Source organism: Pseudomonas sp. S2_C03, assembly GCF_054668405.1.
In genome coordinates, this window is record NZ_CP162766.1 from 2,807,673 (window position 1) to 2,825,233 (window position 17,561).

Below are 17,561 nucleotides of genomic sequence, written 5' to 3' on the forward strand. Positions count from 1 at the left end.
CGATTATCGCGCTGCTGTCGCGACGCCTTGCGGCTGAGTCGGCTGCCACCCACCGCCCAGCGCCCTGAACGCTGCCACTGCCGCCCTCGCCGCTTCCGTTCGCGCCTGTGCCCGGGCGTCGGCGGTCTGCAGCAGGGTTTCATCGGCGTGCAGGACGTCTATCAGGCTCGCCGTGCCCTTCTGGTAGGCAACGAACGTCGATTGGCGAGCCTGTGTCAACGATGTCTCGCCCTTCGCCAGCGTGCTGGCCTGAATGTCTCGATTCACCAGAGACGAGAACGCGTTTTCGACATCTTCGGTGGCCCGTAAGACTGACTGGCGATAGTCGGCCAGCGCCTGGGCTTCCGCCCCTTTGGCCAGATCGATCTGAGCGTTGATCCGGCCAAAGTCGAAGAGTCTCCAGCGCAACCCAAGCACGCCCGCCGACTGACTGGCACCGCCAGTGAAAAGGTTGCCACCGGAGACCGCCGTGGCGCTGCCGAGCAATGCGCCGAGGGAGAATTTGGGGTAATACTCAGCCATCGCCGCCCCGATACGGGCGTTGGAGGCCGCCAGTCGCCGCTCGGCAACGATCAGATCCGGCCGGCGGCGCAGCAGATCCGCCGGAGACCCCGTCTGCGTTATTTGCGGCGCAACGGGAATACCCTGCGCCTTCGCCAGTTGCTCGCGATGGGCGCCAGGCGGTGTGGCGAGTAACACGTCCAGCGCATTCATCGCAGCGTCAAGGCCCACCTGCAAGACCGGCACGCTCGCTTGAACTTGCGCCAATGCCCCCTCGGTCTGCTGAACCTGATAATCGGCAGCAAGACCCTTGGCGTTGAGCAAGCGGACTTTTTCCAGCAGCCCCTGCTGGGTTTCCACTTGTCGATTGGCAATGTCCAGACGCGCCTGCAAGCCGCGAATCGTGATGTACGCGTCTGCAGTCTGCGCGGCAATGGCGAGTCGAGTGGCGACTCCATCCGCCTCGGAGGCCTGATACTCGGCGAACGCGGCTTCGCGTGCGCGTCGCAGCCCGCCAAAGACATCAACCTCCCAGCTCGCGCCCAGATCAACTTCGTAGGAAGTCCCATAGCGATCATACCCAGGTGTCGAGTTCAACACCTGGCCGAGCGGAGTTTCGACCGATTGGTAGGAGCGCGCAGCCTGCCCACTGATGTTCGCCGAGGGCACCAGGGCTGCATTCGCCGCCCCCAGTCCCGCCCGCGCCTGCGTGATGCGTGCCGACGCCTGCGCGAGATCAAGGTTCTGCTCCAGCGCCCTGGAAACGAAGTCGGTCAATACCGGATCACCGAAACCTTCCCACCAGGTCACGAGACTGGCAGGCATGGCGGCGCCCCTCTGCTCGACAGCAGACTGATCCATGTAGCGCTGCGGAAAAACTGCGTGCGGACGCTGATAGTCCGGACCGACCGCGCAGCCTGTCATCAGGTGGACACTCAATAGAAGGGCTACGGCGCGAAAGGGGGGCATCAAGACACCTTGTGAAATGAGAATTTGTGACCATGTTACGTTATGGTCACAAACTGTCAATCCACGCCGACACCCATTAAATTCATTATATATAGGTGACAAGTCGATACCCAACACATCCCAGAGGAGGAAGAAATCCGAATAAGTGACGATTGACTGTTTTAGTCACTTAACTGAAGATAAGGTATGTTTCCTATCGATTGAGTATGCATACCTATGCGCCGGCTTCGACCCGCCCCCTTTGCTGCCTGTTTGTTGCCCTTGGTCCTGACGGCCTGCGGTGACGCCTCTCCCCCTGACGACCCACGCACGCATGCCCCCCTGGTGCGCTCCTTTGCGGTTCAGGACGCCGGCGAGGTCTCTCGCTCGTTTACCGGAGTCGTCGCGGCGCGCGTTCAGGCGGACCTGGGCTTTCGGGTATCGGGGAAGGTGCTCGAACGGCTGGTAGACACAGGACAGACGGTCAAGCGAGGTCAAGCGCTCATGCGCCTCGACCCCATAGACCTGGGGTTGCAGGCGCGAGCACAGCAGGAATCGGTGACGGCCGCCCGCGCCCGAGCCAAACAGACGGCGGATGACGAGGCGCGCTACCGCGAGCTGGTTTCCGCGGGTGCTGTTTCGGCTTCGACCTACGACCAGATCAAGGCCGCCGCTGATACTGCAAAGGCACAGCTCAGCGCTGCCGAGGCGCAAGCTGACGTGGCCCGCAACGCCTCTGGCTATGCGGTGTTGCAGGCAGACTCCGATGCCGTGGTGGTGGAAACGCTGGCCGAACCCGGTCAAGTCGTTCCTGCGGGACAGCCCGTGGTACGCCTCGCCCGGGCCGGACAGCGCGAGGCCATCGTGTACCTGCCCGAAACGCTGCGCCCTGCTGCCGGGTCCATCGCACAAGCATCGTTGTACGGCAACACCACAGGCAGCGTTCCGGCAAAACTGAGGTTGCTGTCAGACGCCTCCGACCCGGCCACACGCACATTCGAGGCGCGTTATGTGCTCGACGGCGCGCTGGCCAACTCGCCACTCGGCTCGACCGTCACCGTGCGGATCGCCCAGGGCACACCGGATAAACAACTCAAGCAAGTGCCCATTGCTGCGATTTTTGATCCTGGCAATGGGAGTGGCCTGTGGGTCATCGCCGGGCAACCGGCGAAAGTGAGCTGGCGTTCCGTGCGGGTGGTGGGCCTGAGCGACGACATCGCGAGGGTGACGGGCGCAATCCAGGCAGGTGAGCAGGTTGTCGCATCAGGGGCGCATCTGCTGCGCGAAGGTGAAGAAGTGAGATTGGCTGACGAAGGTGACATCCCTGTCGCCGGGGGTCGCCCATGAGTCAGGGCCGCTTCAATTTATCGGCGATCGCCGTTCGCGAGCGTTCGATCACAGTGTTCCTGATCCTGTTGATCGCCGTGGCAGGCACCCTGTCCTTCTTCAAACTGGGCCGCGCCGAAGATCCACCGTTCACAGTCAAGCAACTGACTGTCATCACTGCGTGGCCCGGCGCTACGGCACAAGAGATGCAGGATCAGGTTGCCGAGCCATTGGAAAAACGCCTTCAGGAACTCAAATGGTACGACCGCACGGAAACCTACACCCGTCCGGGACTTGCCTTCACCATGGTGACGCTACTCGATCGCACACCGCCTTCACAGGTGCAGGAGGAGTTCTACCAGGCGCGTAAAAAACTCGACGACGAAGCCATCAAACTCCCTGCCGGCGTGATCGGGCCCATGGTCAACGACGAGTTTTCCGACGTGACATTTGCCCTGTTTGCCTTGAAGGCCAAGGGTGAACCGCAGCGGCTGCTGGTGCGGGATGCAGAATCGCTGCGCCAGCGCCTGCTTCATGTGCCCGGCGTGAAGAAGGTGAACATCATTGGCGAGCAAGCCGAGCGCATTTTCGTCTCCTTTTCACATGACCGATTGGCCACGTTGGGCGTTGCGCCTCAGGACATTTTCGCCGCGCTGAACAATCAGAATGCGCTCACTCCCGCCGGCTCGATTGAAACCAGCGGGCCGCAGGTTGTGCTTCGTCTGGATGGTGCCCTGGATAAACTGCAAAAGATCCGAGACACCGCCATTGTGGTCAAGGGTCGTGCATTGAAGCTTTCGGACATTGCGACGGTCGAGCGCGGGTACGAAGACCCGGCCACCTTCCTGGTGCGTAACAACGGTGAGGAAGCCCTGTTACTGGGATTGGTGATGCGCGAGGGCTGGAACGGCCTTGACCTGGGCAAGGCCCTGGACCTTGAAACGGACAAAATCAATGCCGCAATGCCGCTGGGCATGACGCTGACAAAAGTCAGTGATCAGTCAGCGAACATCAGCTCGGCCGTCGACGAATTCATGATCAAGTTCTTTGTCGCTCTGCTGGTCGTGATGCTCGTGTGCTTCCTCAGCATGGGCTGGCACGTCGGTATCGTGGTAGCCGCAGCGGTGCCACTGACGCTGGCCGTGGTGTTCACGGTGATGGCGGCCACCGGGAAAAACTTCGACCGGATTACCCTGGGATCACTGATTCTGGCGCTTGGGCTGCTGGTGGATGACGCCATCATCGCCATCGAAATGATGGTGGTGAAGATGGAGGAAGGCTACGACCGCATCAAGGCATCCGCGTATGCCTGGAGCCATACGGCCGCACCGATGCTCAGCGGCACACTGGTGACGGCAATCGGCTTTCTGCCCAACGGTTTCGCCCAGTCGACGGCAGGCGAATACACCAGCAACATGTTCTGGATCGTTGGCATTGCCCTGATTGCTTCCTGGGTAGTGGCGGTCGTTTTCACCCCCTACCTGGGCGTGAAAATGCTGCCTGATATCAAGGCGGTCGAAGGCGGCCACGCGGCGATCTACGACACCCCGAACTACAATCGTTTTCGCAGGATTCTGACACGCGTCATCGCCCGCAAGTGGTGGGTGGCCGGCACGGTCATCACGACCTTTATCGTGGCAATCGTGGGGATGGGCCTGGTCAAGAAACAGTTCTTTCCCACCTCGGATCGCCCCGAAGTGCTGATCGAAATACAAATGCCCTATGGCACTTCCATTGAACAAACCAGTGCGACCACGGCGACTGTAGAGGCCTGGTTACAGAAGCAGGATGACGCAAAAATCGTCACGGCTTATGTGGGGCAAGGCGCGCCGCGCTTCTACCTGGCGATGGCCCCCGAGTTGCCGGACCCGTCGTTTGCAAAGATCGTGGTATTGACTGACAGTCAGGAGGCACGCGAAGCCCTCAAGTTCCGTCTTCGCCAAGCCGTTGCACAGGGGCTGGCCCCGCAAGCGCGTATCCGGGTCACGCAGCTGGTTTTCGGACCATACTCGCCGTTTCCTGTCGCTTACCGGGTCATGGGGCCCGACCCTTCGACGTTGCGCGAAATCGCCAACCAGGTACAGGCCGTGATGCTGGCGAGCCCGATGATGCGAACCGTCAACACTGACTGGGGGCCGCTCGTGCCAACGCTGCATTTCAATCTGGACCAGGACCGGTTGCAGGCGCTGGGACTGACCTCCAGCGCTGTTGCGCAGCAGTTGCAGTTCCTGCTGACGGGTGTGCCCATTACGGCCGTCCGGGAGGACATTCGTTCGGTCCAGGTGGTGGGACGCGCCAAGGGTGATATCAGGCTCGACCCTGCAAAAATCGAAGGCCTGGCGCTGGTGGGTGCGGCCGGCCAGCGAATTGCGCTGTCCCAGGTCGGCGAAGTCGAGGTGCGCATGGAAGATCCGATCATCAGGCGCCGTGACCGCACACCGACCATCACCGTACGTGGAGACATTGCCGAAGGCTTGCAGCCGCCGGACGTCTCGAGCGTCATCAGCAAGGCACTGGCGCCGGTGATCGACAAGCTGCCTGAGGGCTATCGGATCGAGCAGTCGGGAGCCATCGAGGAATCGGGCAAGGCTGGACAGGCGATACTGCCGCTGCTGCCCATCATGATTGCCCTCACGCTGCTGATCATCATCGTGCAGGTGCGCTCGATCTCGGCGATGATCATGGTGTTTCTCACCGCACCCCTTGGGTTGATTGGCGTGGTGCCCACACTGCTCCTTTTCCAGCAACCTTTTGGCATCAACGCCTTGGTCGGCCTGATTGCACTTTCCGGGATTCTGATGCGCAACACGCTCATTTTGATCGGGCAAATCCACCAGAACACACGCGAAGGACGAGATCCTTTCGACGCCGTGATCGAGGCCACTGTACAGCGGGCGCGCCCAGTGTTGCTGACCGCGCTGGCGGCCATCCTGGCGTTCATCCCGCTGACTCACTCGGTGTTCTGGGGGACGCTGGCGTACACGCTGATCGGAGGCACGTTCGTTGGCACCATCATGACGCTGGTGTTCCTGCCCGCGATGTACTCCATCTGGTTCAAAATCCGCCCCGTTTCACACCGGCAAAACGAATCCGCAGCGCTGGCGTGAAAGAGCGTTCAAAACGTCACCCTCGATTGACGAGTGATGCAACAGGCCAGGCCCCGGCTCCCGGGGCACTGACCGGTGGCTCAAGCCGCCGAAGTGTCCGTACGCTGGACCGAGATCAAGCCTGCCTGCTGATAAGTCATTACCAGCTCGTCGAAATGCCGGATGTCCCCGCGCGTGCGCGCGATCAGTTGCGCGCCCGCAACGGCGGCGTGGATGGCGCGGGCCCGATGTTCGATTTCCTGCGCATTATCCCAGCCAGCGTCGGCCAGAACGTGCGCAAGCCACGTGACATTGACGTCTGCAAATGCCTTGACCTCCCGTGAAACCTGATCCGGAAGATCTTCATATTCGGCCGCCATGAAACTGGACAGGCATAGCCGGTTGCCGTCCTCCAGGGACTTGCGAAAAATCGACGAATACAATTGCAGGCAACCAGCCGGGTCACTGTTGGACGCCCGAATGGCATCCAGGGCCGCCTGCGTGTCCTGCCAGTAACGCCGGGCCACTTCAGCGCCCAGGTCCGCCTTGCTCGGAAAGTGGTAGTAGATGCTTGCATTGCGGATACCCACCTCCTCCCCGATGCTGCGGAAATTGATGCCGCTGTAACCGTGCAACTGCGCAGCCGATTTGGCCGCCGCCAGAATGGCCTCTCGCGCATTTTCACTCACGTGGGTAACCCTCGTACGCATAGTTGATCTATCGACATGCCACGACTTTATCCTGATTGCGTTTACCTGCCAACTGGAAGGTAGGGGCTTGACAACCTGAAAATCCAGGCCCAGTCTTTACCTACCAACTGACAGGCAGGTAACTTCGAATGACTGACTCACAATTGCACAGCCACGTCCCTTCCCTCCCTTCGATGAAAATTCATGATTGGTTCGATGGCCCCTACCCGGCGCGGGTACGCATCGCGCTGGCGGAAACAGGCCTGTTGCCCAACGTTGAATTCTTGTCGGTCAACCTCTGGACGGGAGAGCACAAGAAACCCGAATTTCTGGCGATCAATTACTCGGGCACGTTGCCTGTGCTGGAGCTCGAAGATGGAACCCTCATCGCCGAATGCACGGCCATCACGCAGTATCTGGACCGGCTGAGCGGCAACCCCACACTCACGGGCGAAACGGCGCTTGAGCAAGGGCTGATCCACATGATGACCAAACGCGCAGAAATCGAGTTTCTCGATGCGGTGAGTGTCTATTTTCACCACGCCACACCTGGGCTCGGCCCACAGGTGGAGCTGTACCAGAACGTCGAGTGGGGCATCAGGATGGGCGAAAAGGCAGTCAGGGGCATGCGCTACTTCGACAGTCTTCTGAAGGTTCAGCCCTTTGTCGCCGGGCAGACGTTTTCGATGGCCGACATTGCGGTGCTGGGAGGCATGATCTTCGCGTCGCTGGTCAAACTGGCGGTACCGGATGACTGTGTCGCCTTGCGTCAGTGGCATGCCAGGATGCAGGAGCGCCCCAGTGTGCAGACCTGGCGCACCATGGTTAAACAGGGCCAAGCGAAAGATTGACGCAATGGCTGCGCCTTCGTGACGCTCTTACGCCCGCGCCTCGTTCTGATACTGGCGCGGGCACATGTTGAACCGCGCCCGAAACTCTCGTGAAAAATGCGCGCCGTCTGAGAAGCCACAATCCATGGCGATCTGGGTGATGCTGCTTTGGCTGTTCACCAGCAGCCACGCGCCATACTCAATGCGCAGGGAGCGCTGGAATTCCATGGGCGACAGTCCCAGCGACTGTTGGAAGGCACGCGTCAACTGGCGCCGGCCCAGCCCGACATATCGGGCGATGGCGTCGAGCGCTGGCAGACTGTCCATGCGCTGCTCGATGTAGTGCGCGGCCTGGCGCACGCGCTCATCCTTGATGTCCTCGAGGTTGGCGTAAAAATGCGCCTGGGGCTGCCGCCCTTGGCGAATCCCCTGCAACATCATGTGCCGCACGGCCTGTTGGGCTTTCTCCCGCCCGCAATGGCGCGCCACCAGGTGCAAAGCCAAGTCGATAGCGGCGGTAGAGCCGGCGCAGGTGATCAGGTCGCCCTCGTCGATGAACAGGTGATCGACGGCTGCGGGGGTCTTGGGAAACCGTGTACGAAACGCATCCAGCACGTTCCAGTGCACACACACCGAACGACTGCCCACGACGCCGGCCTGCGCCAGCGCGAAGGTGCCGGTGCAGATGCCCAGCAATCGCGTCCTGCTTTTCGCCACGCGCTGCAACCAGTCGCGCAGATGGCTTGGCATGTGGGTATTGAGGTAGTCGTTGCCGCCGCAAATGGCAATGTAGTCGAACGCTTGCGGATCCTGCGCGAGGCCACCCGACACTTCCAACGCGATGCCGGCGCTTGAAGTTCGCGGCAAGCCGTCGACACTCATCACCTGCCATGTGGTGTGAATCTGTCGACTGCCGCCGCCCAGGTCGCCGGCCAGGCGCAAGACATCGATAAAACCGGAGAACGCCGCCAGGGTGAATTGATCCAGCAAGACAAAACCCACGGACAATTGCGCACGAGCGCCCACACCACCATTGGAAGCAGCGGTCGGTTGGTCGTCGGGATTAACCTGCGTCAATTTTTGCATGACCTAACTATTCAACTTTAAGACCCCGCAGTGCAAGCGCTCGAATCGGTGATACGAGCAAGATGCAGACAAGGGGAACAGTCCAACAACAACCCTAGGGGACATACGATGAAACTGAAGACAGGTCAGAAATTCAGCGCCGCTCTATTGGTTACAGGCTGCATCGCCGCACCGGCCGCCTTGGCCGACCCGCAAAAAATCACCGTCGCGCTGTACGGCGGCAACTGGGGTGACGCGTTCCTCAAATGTGTTGCAGAACCTTTCACGAAGGCCACGGGCATCGCAGTGGCCTCTGAGGTAGGGACGTCGACTGTCACCCTGGCCAAGCTCCAGCAGCAGAAAAACAGTCCGACCATCGACGTGGCCTGGATGGACGGCGGCATCAGCGAAATGGCCTATGACGCTGGCGTGCTTGCCGACCTTGACTCCGCCGCCATACCCAACCTGAAAAACGTCCAGGACAAGGGAATCTACACCAACGCCGGGCACACCTTCGCCGTCAGCAGCGGCTACTACTCCCTGGGCCTCACTTACAACACCAAGGACGTCAAGCAAGCGCCCACCAGTTGGAAGGACCTGTGGAATCCGGAGTACGCCGGCGCCATTGCCCTGCCCTCGCCTGCCAACTCGTCCGGCGTGCCGTTCGTATTTTTCATGGCCGATGTGTGGGGTATCGACCGAGCCAATCTGGAGCAGGTCTACACCAAGCTCGGCGCACTGGACACCGCGTTGTTTTTTGACAGCTCGGGTGCCGCCACCAACGCCTTCCAGAGCGGCGAAGCAATCATCGGTGCGCACTTCAACGTTGGCGCCTGGGACTTGATCGACAAAGGTGCCCCTATCGGATTCACCATTCCCAAGGAAGGCGTGTGGGCCACCGATGCGCGCCTGCACCTGATCAAGGGTGCGAAAAACAGCAAGGCGGGCGAGCAGTTCATCAACACCGCACTGACCAAAGAAGCGGCCTCCTGCCTGGCCGCCAAGCTGTACCTGGGCCCGGCGGTGAAAGATGTCGAAGTGGCGCAAGACGTGGCGCGCAAGCTGCCCTGGGGTGTGAACGGTTCGATCAACGATTTGCGCCTGTTCGACTGGAGCCAGATCAACGCCGAACGCGCCAGCGTCACCAACGACTGGAACCGCAAGGTCACCGCCAAGTAACCGATGGGGTCTGCAATGTCAGTATTGTTGAGCATCGACCGCGTCTGTAAGCACTTCGGTTCCTTCCAGGCGCTGGACAACATCCAGCTGGACATCCAGCAAGGCGAATTCATCGTCCTGCTCGGCCCCAGCGGCTGTGGCAAGACCACGCTACTGCGTTCGATCGCCGGGTTCATGCAACCGGATTCAGGCACGATCGCCATCGACGGCCAGGATGTCAGTCGCCTGCCGCCTTACCGTCGACCGCTGAACACGGTGTTCCAGAACTATGCGCTGTTTCCACACATGACGGTGCTTGAGAACATCGCCTACGGGCCCCGTCGCCAGGGCATAGGGCGAAACGAAGCAAAGCTCAAGGCACGGCAAGCGTTGGCGATGGTCGGCCTGGAAGCGCTGGAAGACCGTTTCCCCCGTGGCATGTCCGGTGGACAACAGCAGCGTGTGGCCCTGGCCCGCGCCATCGTCAACCAGCCGAAACTGTTGCTGCTCGATGAGCCCCTGTCGGCACTGGACATGAAGCTGCGCAAGCGCATGCAGCTTGAACTCAAGCACCTGCAAGCCAAACTGGGGATCGCTTTCATCTTCGTCACCCACGACCAGGAAGAAGCGATGACCATCGCCGACCGCATCGTGGTGATGAACGCCGGTCGCATCGAACAGGTGGGCAGCAGTAGCGAAATCTACAGCGCCCCGGCTTCACGTTTCGTCGCCGACTTCATCGGCGAGGCCAACCTGATCGGTTACGAAGCCCGTGACAGTGGTGAAATCCGCCTGGCCGTTGCGCATACGCCCTTCCTGTACATGGCGAAAAACCTTTTGCCCCGGGGCACCGCAGTGTTGCGTCCCGAGCATTTGCAGGTGCTGGACGCGTCGAGCCTGACCAGCCCCGGCCAATGTGAAATGCACGGCACAGTGACCGATGTGATCAGTGTGGGCAGCCACACCATGGTCCATTCGATGATCGACGGCCAACCGGTGGTGGCACGCACCATGGGCCTGCCACGCGCCGACCTGCGGGCCGGCAGCGCGGTGCGCCTGGGCTTCGACCCGGCACACCTGCACCTGATCGGGGAAGCGGTATGAAACGCACAGCTCTCGCGCCGTCGTTGATGCTGTTTGGCGCCCTGGCGTTCTTCACCGCATTCTTCCTGGCGCCGTTTGCGGTGGTGATCTTTGCCAGCCTGACCAACAGCCCCGACCAGGCCTTCACCCTGTCGCATTACGTCAAGGTGCTGGGCGATCAGTACCACTGGGACGTGATTCTGGTGACATTCCGCATCGCCGCGCTGACCACGCTGATCTCGCTGCTGCTCGGCTACCCGCTGGCCTGGTACCTGGTGCGCGTCGTGAAGTGGCGGGCCTGGCGCCGTGCCTGTGTGATCCTGCTGGTGGTGCCCATGTTCACCAGCAACATCGTGCGCTCGTTCGGGTGGATGGTGCTGCTGGGGCGCAAGGGACTGGTGAACGAGAGCCTGATGAACGTCGGCCTGATCGACTCGCCGATACGCTTCCTCGGTACGGAACTGGGCATTCTGATCGGCATGGTCTACATCCTGCTGCCGTTTATTGTACTGGCCGCCGGCAATGCGTTGGCACAGGTGGACCCTGCCTATGAACAGGCGTCTGACGATCTTGGCGCCAGCCCCCGGGCGACGTTTTTCCATGTGGTGTTGCCGCTGACCATGCCCGGCATCATTTCCGGTTCCATCATGGTCTTCACCCTGGCGGCAAGCGCCTACGTCACCCCGGCGCTGTTGTCCGGTGGGCGCATCTCGGTGCTGTCGATGCTGATTTTCCAGCAATACAGTTCGGTGTTCGATTTCAACTACGGCGGAGCGCTGAGCGTGGTGCTGCTGATCTTTACTCTGGTCATGGTCGGGATCGCCGGACGCGTGGGCAGCATTCGGGGGAGCCACTCATGATCACGCAAATCCTGGTCAGGCTGGTAGCCTGGTCCGTGCTCGGCTACATGCTGCTGCCGCTGGTGGTCATCCTCGGCGTCTCGGTCACCGCCACTTCGTTCCTGGCCTTTCCACCCCAGGGCTGGACGCTGGACTGGTATAGCAAGATGCTCAGCGACCCCAGCTACGTGGCGTCCTTCGCCACCAGTACGATCCTGGCACTGGCGGCGACCTTCGTGGCGGTGCTGCTCAGCGTGCCAGCGGCGCTGGCCATGGCCCGCTATGAGTTTCGCGGCAAGGCCACGATCCTCGCGGCGCTCACCTCTCCGCTGGTGTTTCCGCACATCGTGCTCGGTGCGGCGCTGTTGCAGTTCGGCGGTTACCTGGGCCTGACGCGCAGCTTCCTCGCCTTGCTGATCGGCCACACCATCATCATTTCACCCTTCGTTCTGCGTTCGGTGCTGTCGATGCTGACGCCAGACCAAAGGGCCCTTGAAGAGGCTTCAAGCGACCTGGGCGGATCACCCTGGACGACGTTTTTCCTGGTGACCCTGCCGCAGATCAGGCCAGGGCTGGTGACCGGGTCGATCTTCGCGTTCATCTCGTCGTGGATCAACGTGGAGCTGTCGATCTTCAATACCACGCCGGACCTGAACACCATCCCGGTGAAGCTCTTCAACTACGTGCAATACACCGTCGACCCGACCATCGCCGCCGCGTCAGGCGCGACCATCCTGGTCGTGGTGGTGGCCGTGATCATTCTGGACCTGTGCATCGGCCTCGACCTTTTGTCAGAACGAAAATAACTCAAGCAACACCCCAAACGACCCAACACCTCATACGTCCCGAAAAGCCAGGAGTGCACTCATGCGCATGCAAGATACGTTCGATGTCATCTACACCCATACCGAAGGCGAACCCCTGTGCATCGTCCACAGCGGTATTCCTTACCCGGCAGGTTCCAGCATCCTGGCCAAACGGGCCTTTCTCGAGCAGAACTACGACTGGCTGCGTAAAGCCCTGATGCAGGAACCGCGCGGGCACAAGGACATGTTCGGCGTGTTCCTCACCCCGCCGTCCAGCCCCGAATACGACGCGGGCCTGATCTACATGGACGGCAGCGTCTACTCGCACATGTGTGGCCACGGCACCATCGCCGTGAGCATGGCCATGGTCGCCTTGGGCCTGGTGCCACGCGGCAAGGACGGCCTCACCAAGATCCGCTTTGAAACCACCGCCGGCCTGGTGGTGGCCGAAGTGAAGTCCGAAGGCGACAAGGTGCTGTGGACCCGCTTTGAAAACGTACCGGCCTACGTGGCTGCACAGGACATCCCGATCCAGTTGCCCGGCTACGGCGACCTCAAGGCCGATCTGGTCTGGGGCGGCAACTACTTTGGCATCGTCGACCTGAGCAACAGCGACCTGCGTATCAGCCCGGACAACGGCAGCGAACTGTCGCGTATGGGTTTGATCGCCCGGGACCAGATCAACAAGCAGTTGAAGATCCAGCACCCGACCGAGGCGCACATCAATGACCTCAACTTCATCACCTTCTGGCATCCAGCGACCATCGAGGGCGCGTTCTACAAAAATGTCCACGTGTTCAGCGCCGGGCAGCTGGACCGCTCCCCTGGCGGCACGGGCACCAGCGCAATGATGGCCATGTTCGAGGCACGCGGGAAAATGGGATTGAACCAGCCGATCCTGTCGGAAGGGTTGTTGGGCAGTGGCACGTTCGAGGGGTGCCTGCTGGGTGAAGTGGACCTCAACGGCACCCGCGCCGTAAGGCCAACGGTGAAAGGCACGGCGAGCATCCTGGGTACGGCGCGTTGGGTGATCGACCGTGATGATCCGGTGGGTGCCGGTTTCGTCATCAACTAAAAGACCGGACACACACAACCCCTGTAGGAGCGAGCATGCTCGCTCCTACAGGGGATCGGAGAGGCCCCTTCGCTTCAAGCCGCAAAACCACCATCGATCAACAGATCCCCACCGGTCACGTACGACGCTTCGGGACCGGCCAGGTAAGCCACCATCGCCGCAATTTCATCGGCCTTGCCGTGACGACGGATGGCCATGAGGTCGTGCAGGGAAGCGCCGAATTCTGCGTTCTCCGGGTTCATGTCGGTGTCCACCGGACCGGGCGCGACGTTGTTGACCGTGATGCCACGCGGTCCCAGGTCCCGTGCCATGCCCTTGACCAGGCCGATCAGCGCCGATTTGCTCATGGCGTAAGTTGCGCCGCCGGCGAATGGCATGCGTTGGCCGTTGGTGCTACCGATGTTGATGATACGACCGCCGTCCTTCATGTGTTTGGCCGCTGCCTTGGAGGCGACGAACACGGCCCTTACGTTGACGGCCAGGGTGCGGTCGAAGTCTTCCAGGGAGAAATCTTCCACGGAGCCGGTGATCAGCACGCCGGCGCTGTTGACCAGAATGTCCAGGCGACCGAACTGCTCGGCTACGCTGTCGATGGCGTTGGTGAGGTTGACCGGGTCGGCTGCGTCCGCCTTGAGGGCGATGGCGTGGCCGCCATTGGCGGTGATTTCCTCGACCAGTGCTTCAGCCGCGATGGCCGAGGCGAAGTAACCGATGGCGACCGTGGCACCTTCACGGGCCAGGCGGCGGGCGGTGGCGGCGCCAATGCCGCGGGAACCGCCGTTGATGAAAGCGACTTTACCGTTGAGTGGAGTGTGCATGATGTTTTCCTTCTGGGAGTGGGTTGGTGTGAACACATGATGGTCGCCGGCACCTGGTCCCGGTAGTCGCAAAAATGCGTGTTCAATTTCAACCAACGGTATAAAGTGCGGGCATGAACACAGAACTCAGCAGTTACCTCGACGCCTTCATCTGCGCCGCCGACGAAGGCAGCTTCTCGGCCGCCGCGCGGCGCATGGGGCTGACCCCGGCCGCCGTCAGCAAAAGCGTGGGCCAACTGGAAGCGCGGCTGGGCGTGCGCTTGTTCCAGCGCAGCACCCGCAGCCTCGCACTGACCTCCGAAGGTGAACGCCTGTATGGCCAGGTACGCCTGCCCTGGGGTGAGATCGGCGACGCCCTCACCGACCTGCGTCAAGGCGCGGGCAAGCCGGCGGGCACGCTCAAGGTCTCGCTGGCCTACACCGTGGGCCGCGAATACTTCGTGCCGCTGATGAACGAGTTCGTGCGCCGTTATCCAGACGTGGTGCCCGACCTGCATTTCGATAACCGACAGGTCGACCTGATCAACGAGGGTTTTGATGTGGCGATCGGTGGCGGCATCGAGCTCACCGATGCATTGATCGCTCGGGAATTGGCGCGCCTGCGCATCGTGTTGGCGGCCTCGCCTTCGTACCTGAAAGACCATCCCACGCCCACGCATCCACAGGAACTGACCCGCCATCGCGGCTTGCTGCGCCGCTCGCTGAGCACCGGACGCCTGTTGCCCTGGAGTCTGAAAAACGCCGCCGGTGAACAAGTGGTGGCCGGCGTACGGCCGGTGATGGTACTGGACGACCCTGAAGCCATCGCCCGCGCGGCGGCCACCGGCATGGGCATCGCCTTGCTGCCGATGCCCCATGCCCTGCCGTTTCTGGAGCGCGGTGAGCTGGTGCGTGTGCTGCCCGACTGGTACGCCGAACCGGCGCCGTTGTCGATCTACTACACCAGCCGCAAACTGCTGCCGGCCAAGGTGCGGGTATTCGTGGACTACATCGTCGAAGCGTTCCGGACGAGCGGGAATGCGGCGCGGTTTAGCCAAAAATGAACGTTACTGATCGAAAATACGCGGGTGCCGCAGGCTGACGATCGTCACCGGCAAGAACGAAACCGCCGCCGTTCCCGCGATGATCAACACCGCCGCCGTCACGCCCAGGTGGTCACCCGCAAACCCGTACAACACCGGCGCCAGGGCCCCGGCGCCGATGGTGCCGGTGTAGAACACCGAGTAGCTTTTCTCCAGGGTGGCTGAGTCCACCACATCGGTGACCGCGCCGTACAACACCGACGAGGTGCCGTTGAGCACGACCCCGAGGAACGGCAAGGCCACCATGGCCCAGTCCAGGGACGTCATCAGCACCACGGCGATCAATGTCGCCGTCAGCAGTTCGGTGAGCACAATGGTTCTGGCGCTGCCCAGTACATCGGCGAACCAGCCGCAACAGAACTTGCCGACTGCCCCGCCGATGAACACCAGCGTCAGGGCGAACCCCGTCTGGGCAAGTGAGCCACCCTGGGCCTTGATGATGAAGGGAAGGAAGGTGAGAAAGCCCATGCGCACCGCGCTGTCCAGCACCGCCGTCGACAACAGGGCCGGGAAGCCGCGCCCAAAGGCCTTGGTCTTCACGTTGTCCTGCACGGGCGTCTTGGCGACCTTGGCCACTTTGGACGGATCCGGCGTCACGACATTCCTCACCAGCGTCCAGATCAGCAGCGCGGCCAACACGCCGACACCGGCGTAAGCCATCACCACGCTGTGGTACGTGCCGTAGGTCAGCAGCGCAGCCGCCGAGGCCGGCAATACCGACTTGCCGATATCGCCGGCAAAATTGTACAGCCCAAGAGGTCTTTTGGCGGCGCTGCCATAGGCGCGAGCGACCATGGCCGAGGCGATGGGATGTTGCACGCTGGCGCCGATGCCGGCGATGACCAGCGCGCCCCCCAGGGCCACCGCACTACCGGCGAGCCCCGCGAGAAACCAGCCGAGCGCGGTCACCAGCGTGGAGATCACCAGCAGGTGCGCCGGGCGGATCTTCGCCGACAAGGTGGTCGCCGGGATCTGCAAAGTCGCGAGGGTCAAGGCATAGGCGCTTCTGAGCACACTCAGCCACACATAGCTCAGGGCGAACATATCCTGCCAGACCGGAAGGAACACGTACACCAGATCGCTCAGGCCATCGTGAGCGGCATGGGCGGTACAGGCGGCGACCAGGGTGTTTTTCTTGGTGGTACGTTGCGTATCGGCAACGCTGGAGGCAGGAACGGTGGAGGCCATGGGTTCATGTCGCGCAAGAGTGAAGGTACATTGTGTCCGTATGTAAAATCTTGCCGTTAATGAAAGGAATTGATGCCCCATGAGATTGTTTGCAAGGCCAGGCCATGGCCATTAGGAAATTCCCCTCGATGACCGCGTTGCGCGGCTTCGAAGCCTGTGCGCGGCACCTGAATTTTTCCCAGGCGGCGCTGGAGTTGCACATCACCCAAAGTGCGATCAGCCATCAGATCAAGCAACTGGAAGAAGTCATGGGCGCGCAGTTTTTCGATCGCAGTGCCGGGGCGATGACACTGACCAAGGCCGGTGCCGAACTGCTGCCCACGGTGCGCAGTTTTCTCAAGGACATCAACGCCCTCGCCGGCCGTTTCGAACGCGATGCCCAGGGCCAGTCGATGGTCGAACTGTTCGTGCATGACTCCTTCGCCAACACCTGGTTGATTCCGCGCCTGCCGGGTTTTCATGCGGCCCATCCGGACATTCGCATCCAGCTCAACACCCACGAATTTTCCCGGTTCGACCACCCCAGCGGGCAAGCCGCCATCCGCCTGGGTGAAGACCACGCTGCCTGGCCGGGATTCTTCTCGGAGTTCATCCTGCCGGAGAAGATTTTCCCGGTGTGCAGCCCTGCGCTGGTCGCCCGCCTGGGGGTGCCCGACAGCGCGGCGGACGTGCTCAGGTATCCGATCATCCTGCGCTGGCGCAGCCTGCTCAGTGGCGAGATGGTCTCCACGCCGTCGTGGGATTACTGGCTGGAGAAGAACGAACTCACTTCGTTGCCGTTCGACTGCGCGCTCACCGTCCCCCATTCCAGCATGGCCGTGCTGGCCGCCATACGCGGCCTGGGCGTGGCCATGGCGCGCACGTCGCACATCTCCGACGAGCTGCAAACCGGGCTCCTGCAAAAACTGGTCGACGAAGAAACGGACTGCGGCACCGGGTATCACTTCCTCTGCGCACCGGGCAAGGAGCACACGCCGGAGATCCGCAGCCTCCTGGAATGGTTTCGCAGCGAGAGCCAGCAACCCAGCCACCAATGATTCCAGAGGACAGGAGCTCTCGCTCCTACA

The 17,561-nt window shown here is 61.5% G+C and carries 15 protein-coding genes; 10 read left to right on the top strand and 5 right to left on the bottom strand.

Features of this window, described 5'->3' with window-relative positions; genetic code table 11:
• Positions 1 to 3: 3 nt before the first annotated feature.
• Positions 4 to 1,470 carry an efflux transporter outer membrane subunit gene (locus AB4N64_RS12755; RefSeq protein WP_460126020.1) on the bottom strand — a complete coding sequence of 489 codons (1,467 nt, stop codon included), beginning with the start codon at positions 1,468 to 1,470 and terminating at the stop codon, positions 4 to 6.
• Positions 1,471 to 1,686: 216 nt separating this feature from the next.
• On the opposite strand from AB4N64_RS12755, the gene AB4N64_RS12760 reads away from it, so the two are divergent.
• Together AB4N64_RS12760 and AB4N64_RS12765 are read left to right on the top strand one after the other, a co-directional pair.
• Entirely contained in the window at positions 1,687 to 2,796 is a 1,110-nt protein-coding gene (locus tag AB4N64_RS12760) for an efflux RND transporter periplasmic adaptor subunit (RefSeq protein WP_460126022.1), read from the top strand.
• The gene (locus AB4N64_RS12765; RefSeq protein WP_460126024.1) at positions 2,793 to 5,882 is read left to right on the top strand and encodes an efflux RND transporter permease subunit; all 3,090 of its coding nucleotides are present in this window, start codon (positions 2,793 to 2,795) and stop codon (positions 5,880 to 5,882) included. Before AB4N64_RS12760 ends, AB4N64_RS12765 begins: the two co-directional genes overlap by 4 nt.
• Before the next feature lie 80 nt (positions 5,883 to 5,962).
• Here AB4N64_RS12765 and AB4N64_RS12770 read toward each other — a convergent pair whose 3' ends face one another.
• Positions 5,963 to 6,550, bottom strand: a complete 588-nt coding sequence (locus AB4N64_RS12770; protein ID WP_460126026.1) for a TetR/AcrR family transcriptional regulator — start codon at positions 6,548 to 6,550, stop codon at positions 5,963 to 5,965.
• Between the two features lie 194 nt (positions 6,551 to 6,744).
• Here AB4N64_RS12770 and AB4N64_RS12775 point away from each other — a divergent pair, with 194 nt between their 5' ends.
• Positions 6,745 to 7,401, top strand: coding sequence for a glutathione S-transferase (locus tag AB4N64_RS12775; protein WP_460126732.1), 657 nt, complete (start codon positions 6,745 to 6,747; stop codon positions 7,399 to 7,401).
• 27 nt (positions 7,402 to 7,428) lie between these two features.
• Here AB4N64_RS12775 and AB4N64_RS12780 read toward each other — a convergent pair whose 3' ends face one another.
• On the bottom strand, positions 7,429 to 8,466 hold the full coding sequence (locus AB4N64_RS12780) for a GlxA family transcriptional regulator (RefSeq protein WP_460126028.1): 1,038 nt from the start codon (positions 8,464 to 8,466) through the stop codon (positions 7,429 to 7,431).
• A gap of 108 nt (positions 8,467 to 8,574) precedes the next feature.
• On the opposite strand from AB4N64_RS12780, the gene AB4N64_RS12785 reads away from it, so the two are divergent.
• The 5 genes from AB4N64_RS12785 to AB4N64_RS12805 all read left to right on the top strand — a co-directional run bounded on the left by AB4N64_RS12785 (position 8,575) and on the right by AB4N64_RS12805 (position 13,406).
• Positions 8,575 to 9,624 (top strand): ABC transporter substrate-binding protein, encoded by a 1,050-nt coding sequence (locus AB4N64_RS12785; RefSeq protein WP_460126030.1) that lies wholly within the window; start codon positions 8,575 to 8,577, stop codon positions 9,622 to 9,624.
• A 15-nt stretch (positions 9,625 to 9,639) separates the two neighbouring features.
• On the top strand, positions 9,640 to 10,707 hold the full coding sequence (locus AB4N64_RS12790) for an ABC transporter ATP-binding protein (RefSeq protein ID WP_460126032.1): 1,068 nt from the start codon (positions 9,640 to 9,642) through the stop codon (positions 10,705 to 10,707).
• Positions 10,704 to 11,546: an ABC transporter permease gene (locus AB4N64_RS12795; protein ID WP_460126034.1), complete on the top strand. Its 843-nt coding sequence runs from the start codon at positions 10,704 to 10,706 to the stop codon at positions 11,544 to 11,546. Before AB4N64_RS12790 ends, AB4N64_RS12795 begins: the two co-directional genes overlap by 4 nt.
• Positions 11,543 to 12,331, top strand: coding sequence for an ABC transporter permease (locus AB4N64_RS12800; RefSeq protein WP_460126036.1), 789 nt, complete (start codon positions 11,543 to 11,545; stop codon positions 12,329 to 12,331). Before AB4N64_RS12795 ends, AB4N64_RS12800 begins: the two co-directional genes overlap by 4 nt.
• Positions 12,332 to 12,392: 61 nt before the next feature.
• Positions 12,393 to 13,406, top strand: a complete 1,014-nt coding sequence (locus AB4N64_RS12805) for a proline racemase family protein (protein ID WP_460126038.1) — start codon at positions 12,393 to 12,395, stop codon at positions 13,404 to 13,406.
• A 74-nt stretch (positions 13,407 to 13,480) separates the two neighbouring features.
• On the opposite strand, the gene AB4N64_RS12810 is transcribed toward AB4N64_RS12805, so the two are convergent.
• Positions 13,481 to 14,224, bottom strand: coding sequence for an SDR family oxidoreductase (locus tag AB4N64_RS12810; protein ID WP_460126040.1), 744 nt, complete (start codon positions 14,222 to 14,224; stop codon positions 13,481 to 13,483).
• 113 nt (positions 14,225 to 14,337) lie between these two features.
• Here AB4N64_RS12810 and AB4N64_RS12815 point away from each other — a divergent pair, with 113 nt between their 5' ends.
• Positions 14,338 to 15,267 (top strand): LysR family transcriptional regulator, encoded by a 930-nt coding sequence (locus AB4N64_RS12815; RefSeq protein WP_460126042.1) that lies wholly within the window; start codon positions 14,338 to 14,340, stop codon positions 15,265 to 15,267.
• Between the two features lie 3 nt (positions 15,268 to 15,270).
• Here AB4N64_RS12815 and AB4N64_RS12820 read toward each other — a convergent pair whose 3' ends face one another.
• The gene (locus AB4N64_RS12820; protein ID WP_460126044.1) at positions 15,271 to 16,494 is read right to left on the bottom strand and encodes an MFS transporter; all 1,224 of its coding nucleotides are present in this window, start codon (positions 16,492 to 16,494) and stop codon (positions 15,271 to 15,273) included.
• A 104-nt stretch (positions 16,495 to 16,598) separates the two neighbouring features.
• Here AB4N64_RS12820 and AB4N64_RS12825 point away from each other — a divergent pair, with 104 nt between their 5' ends.
• Positions 16,599 to 17,531 (top strand): LysR substrate-binding domain-containing protein, encoded by a 933-nt coding sequence (locus tag AB4N64_RS12825; protein WP_460126046.1) that lies wholly within the window; start codon positions 16,599 to 16,601, stop codon positions 17,529 to 17,531.
• Positions 17,532 to 17,561 lie beyond the last annotated feature (30 nt).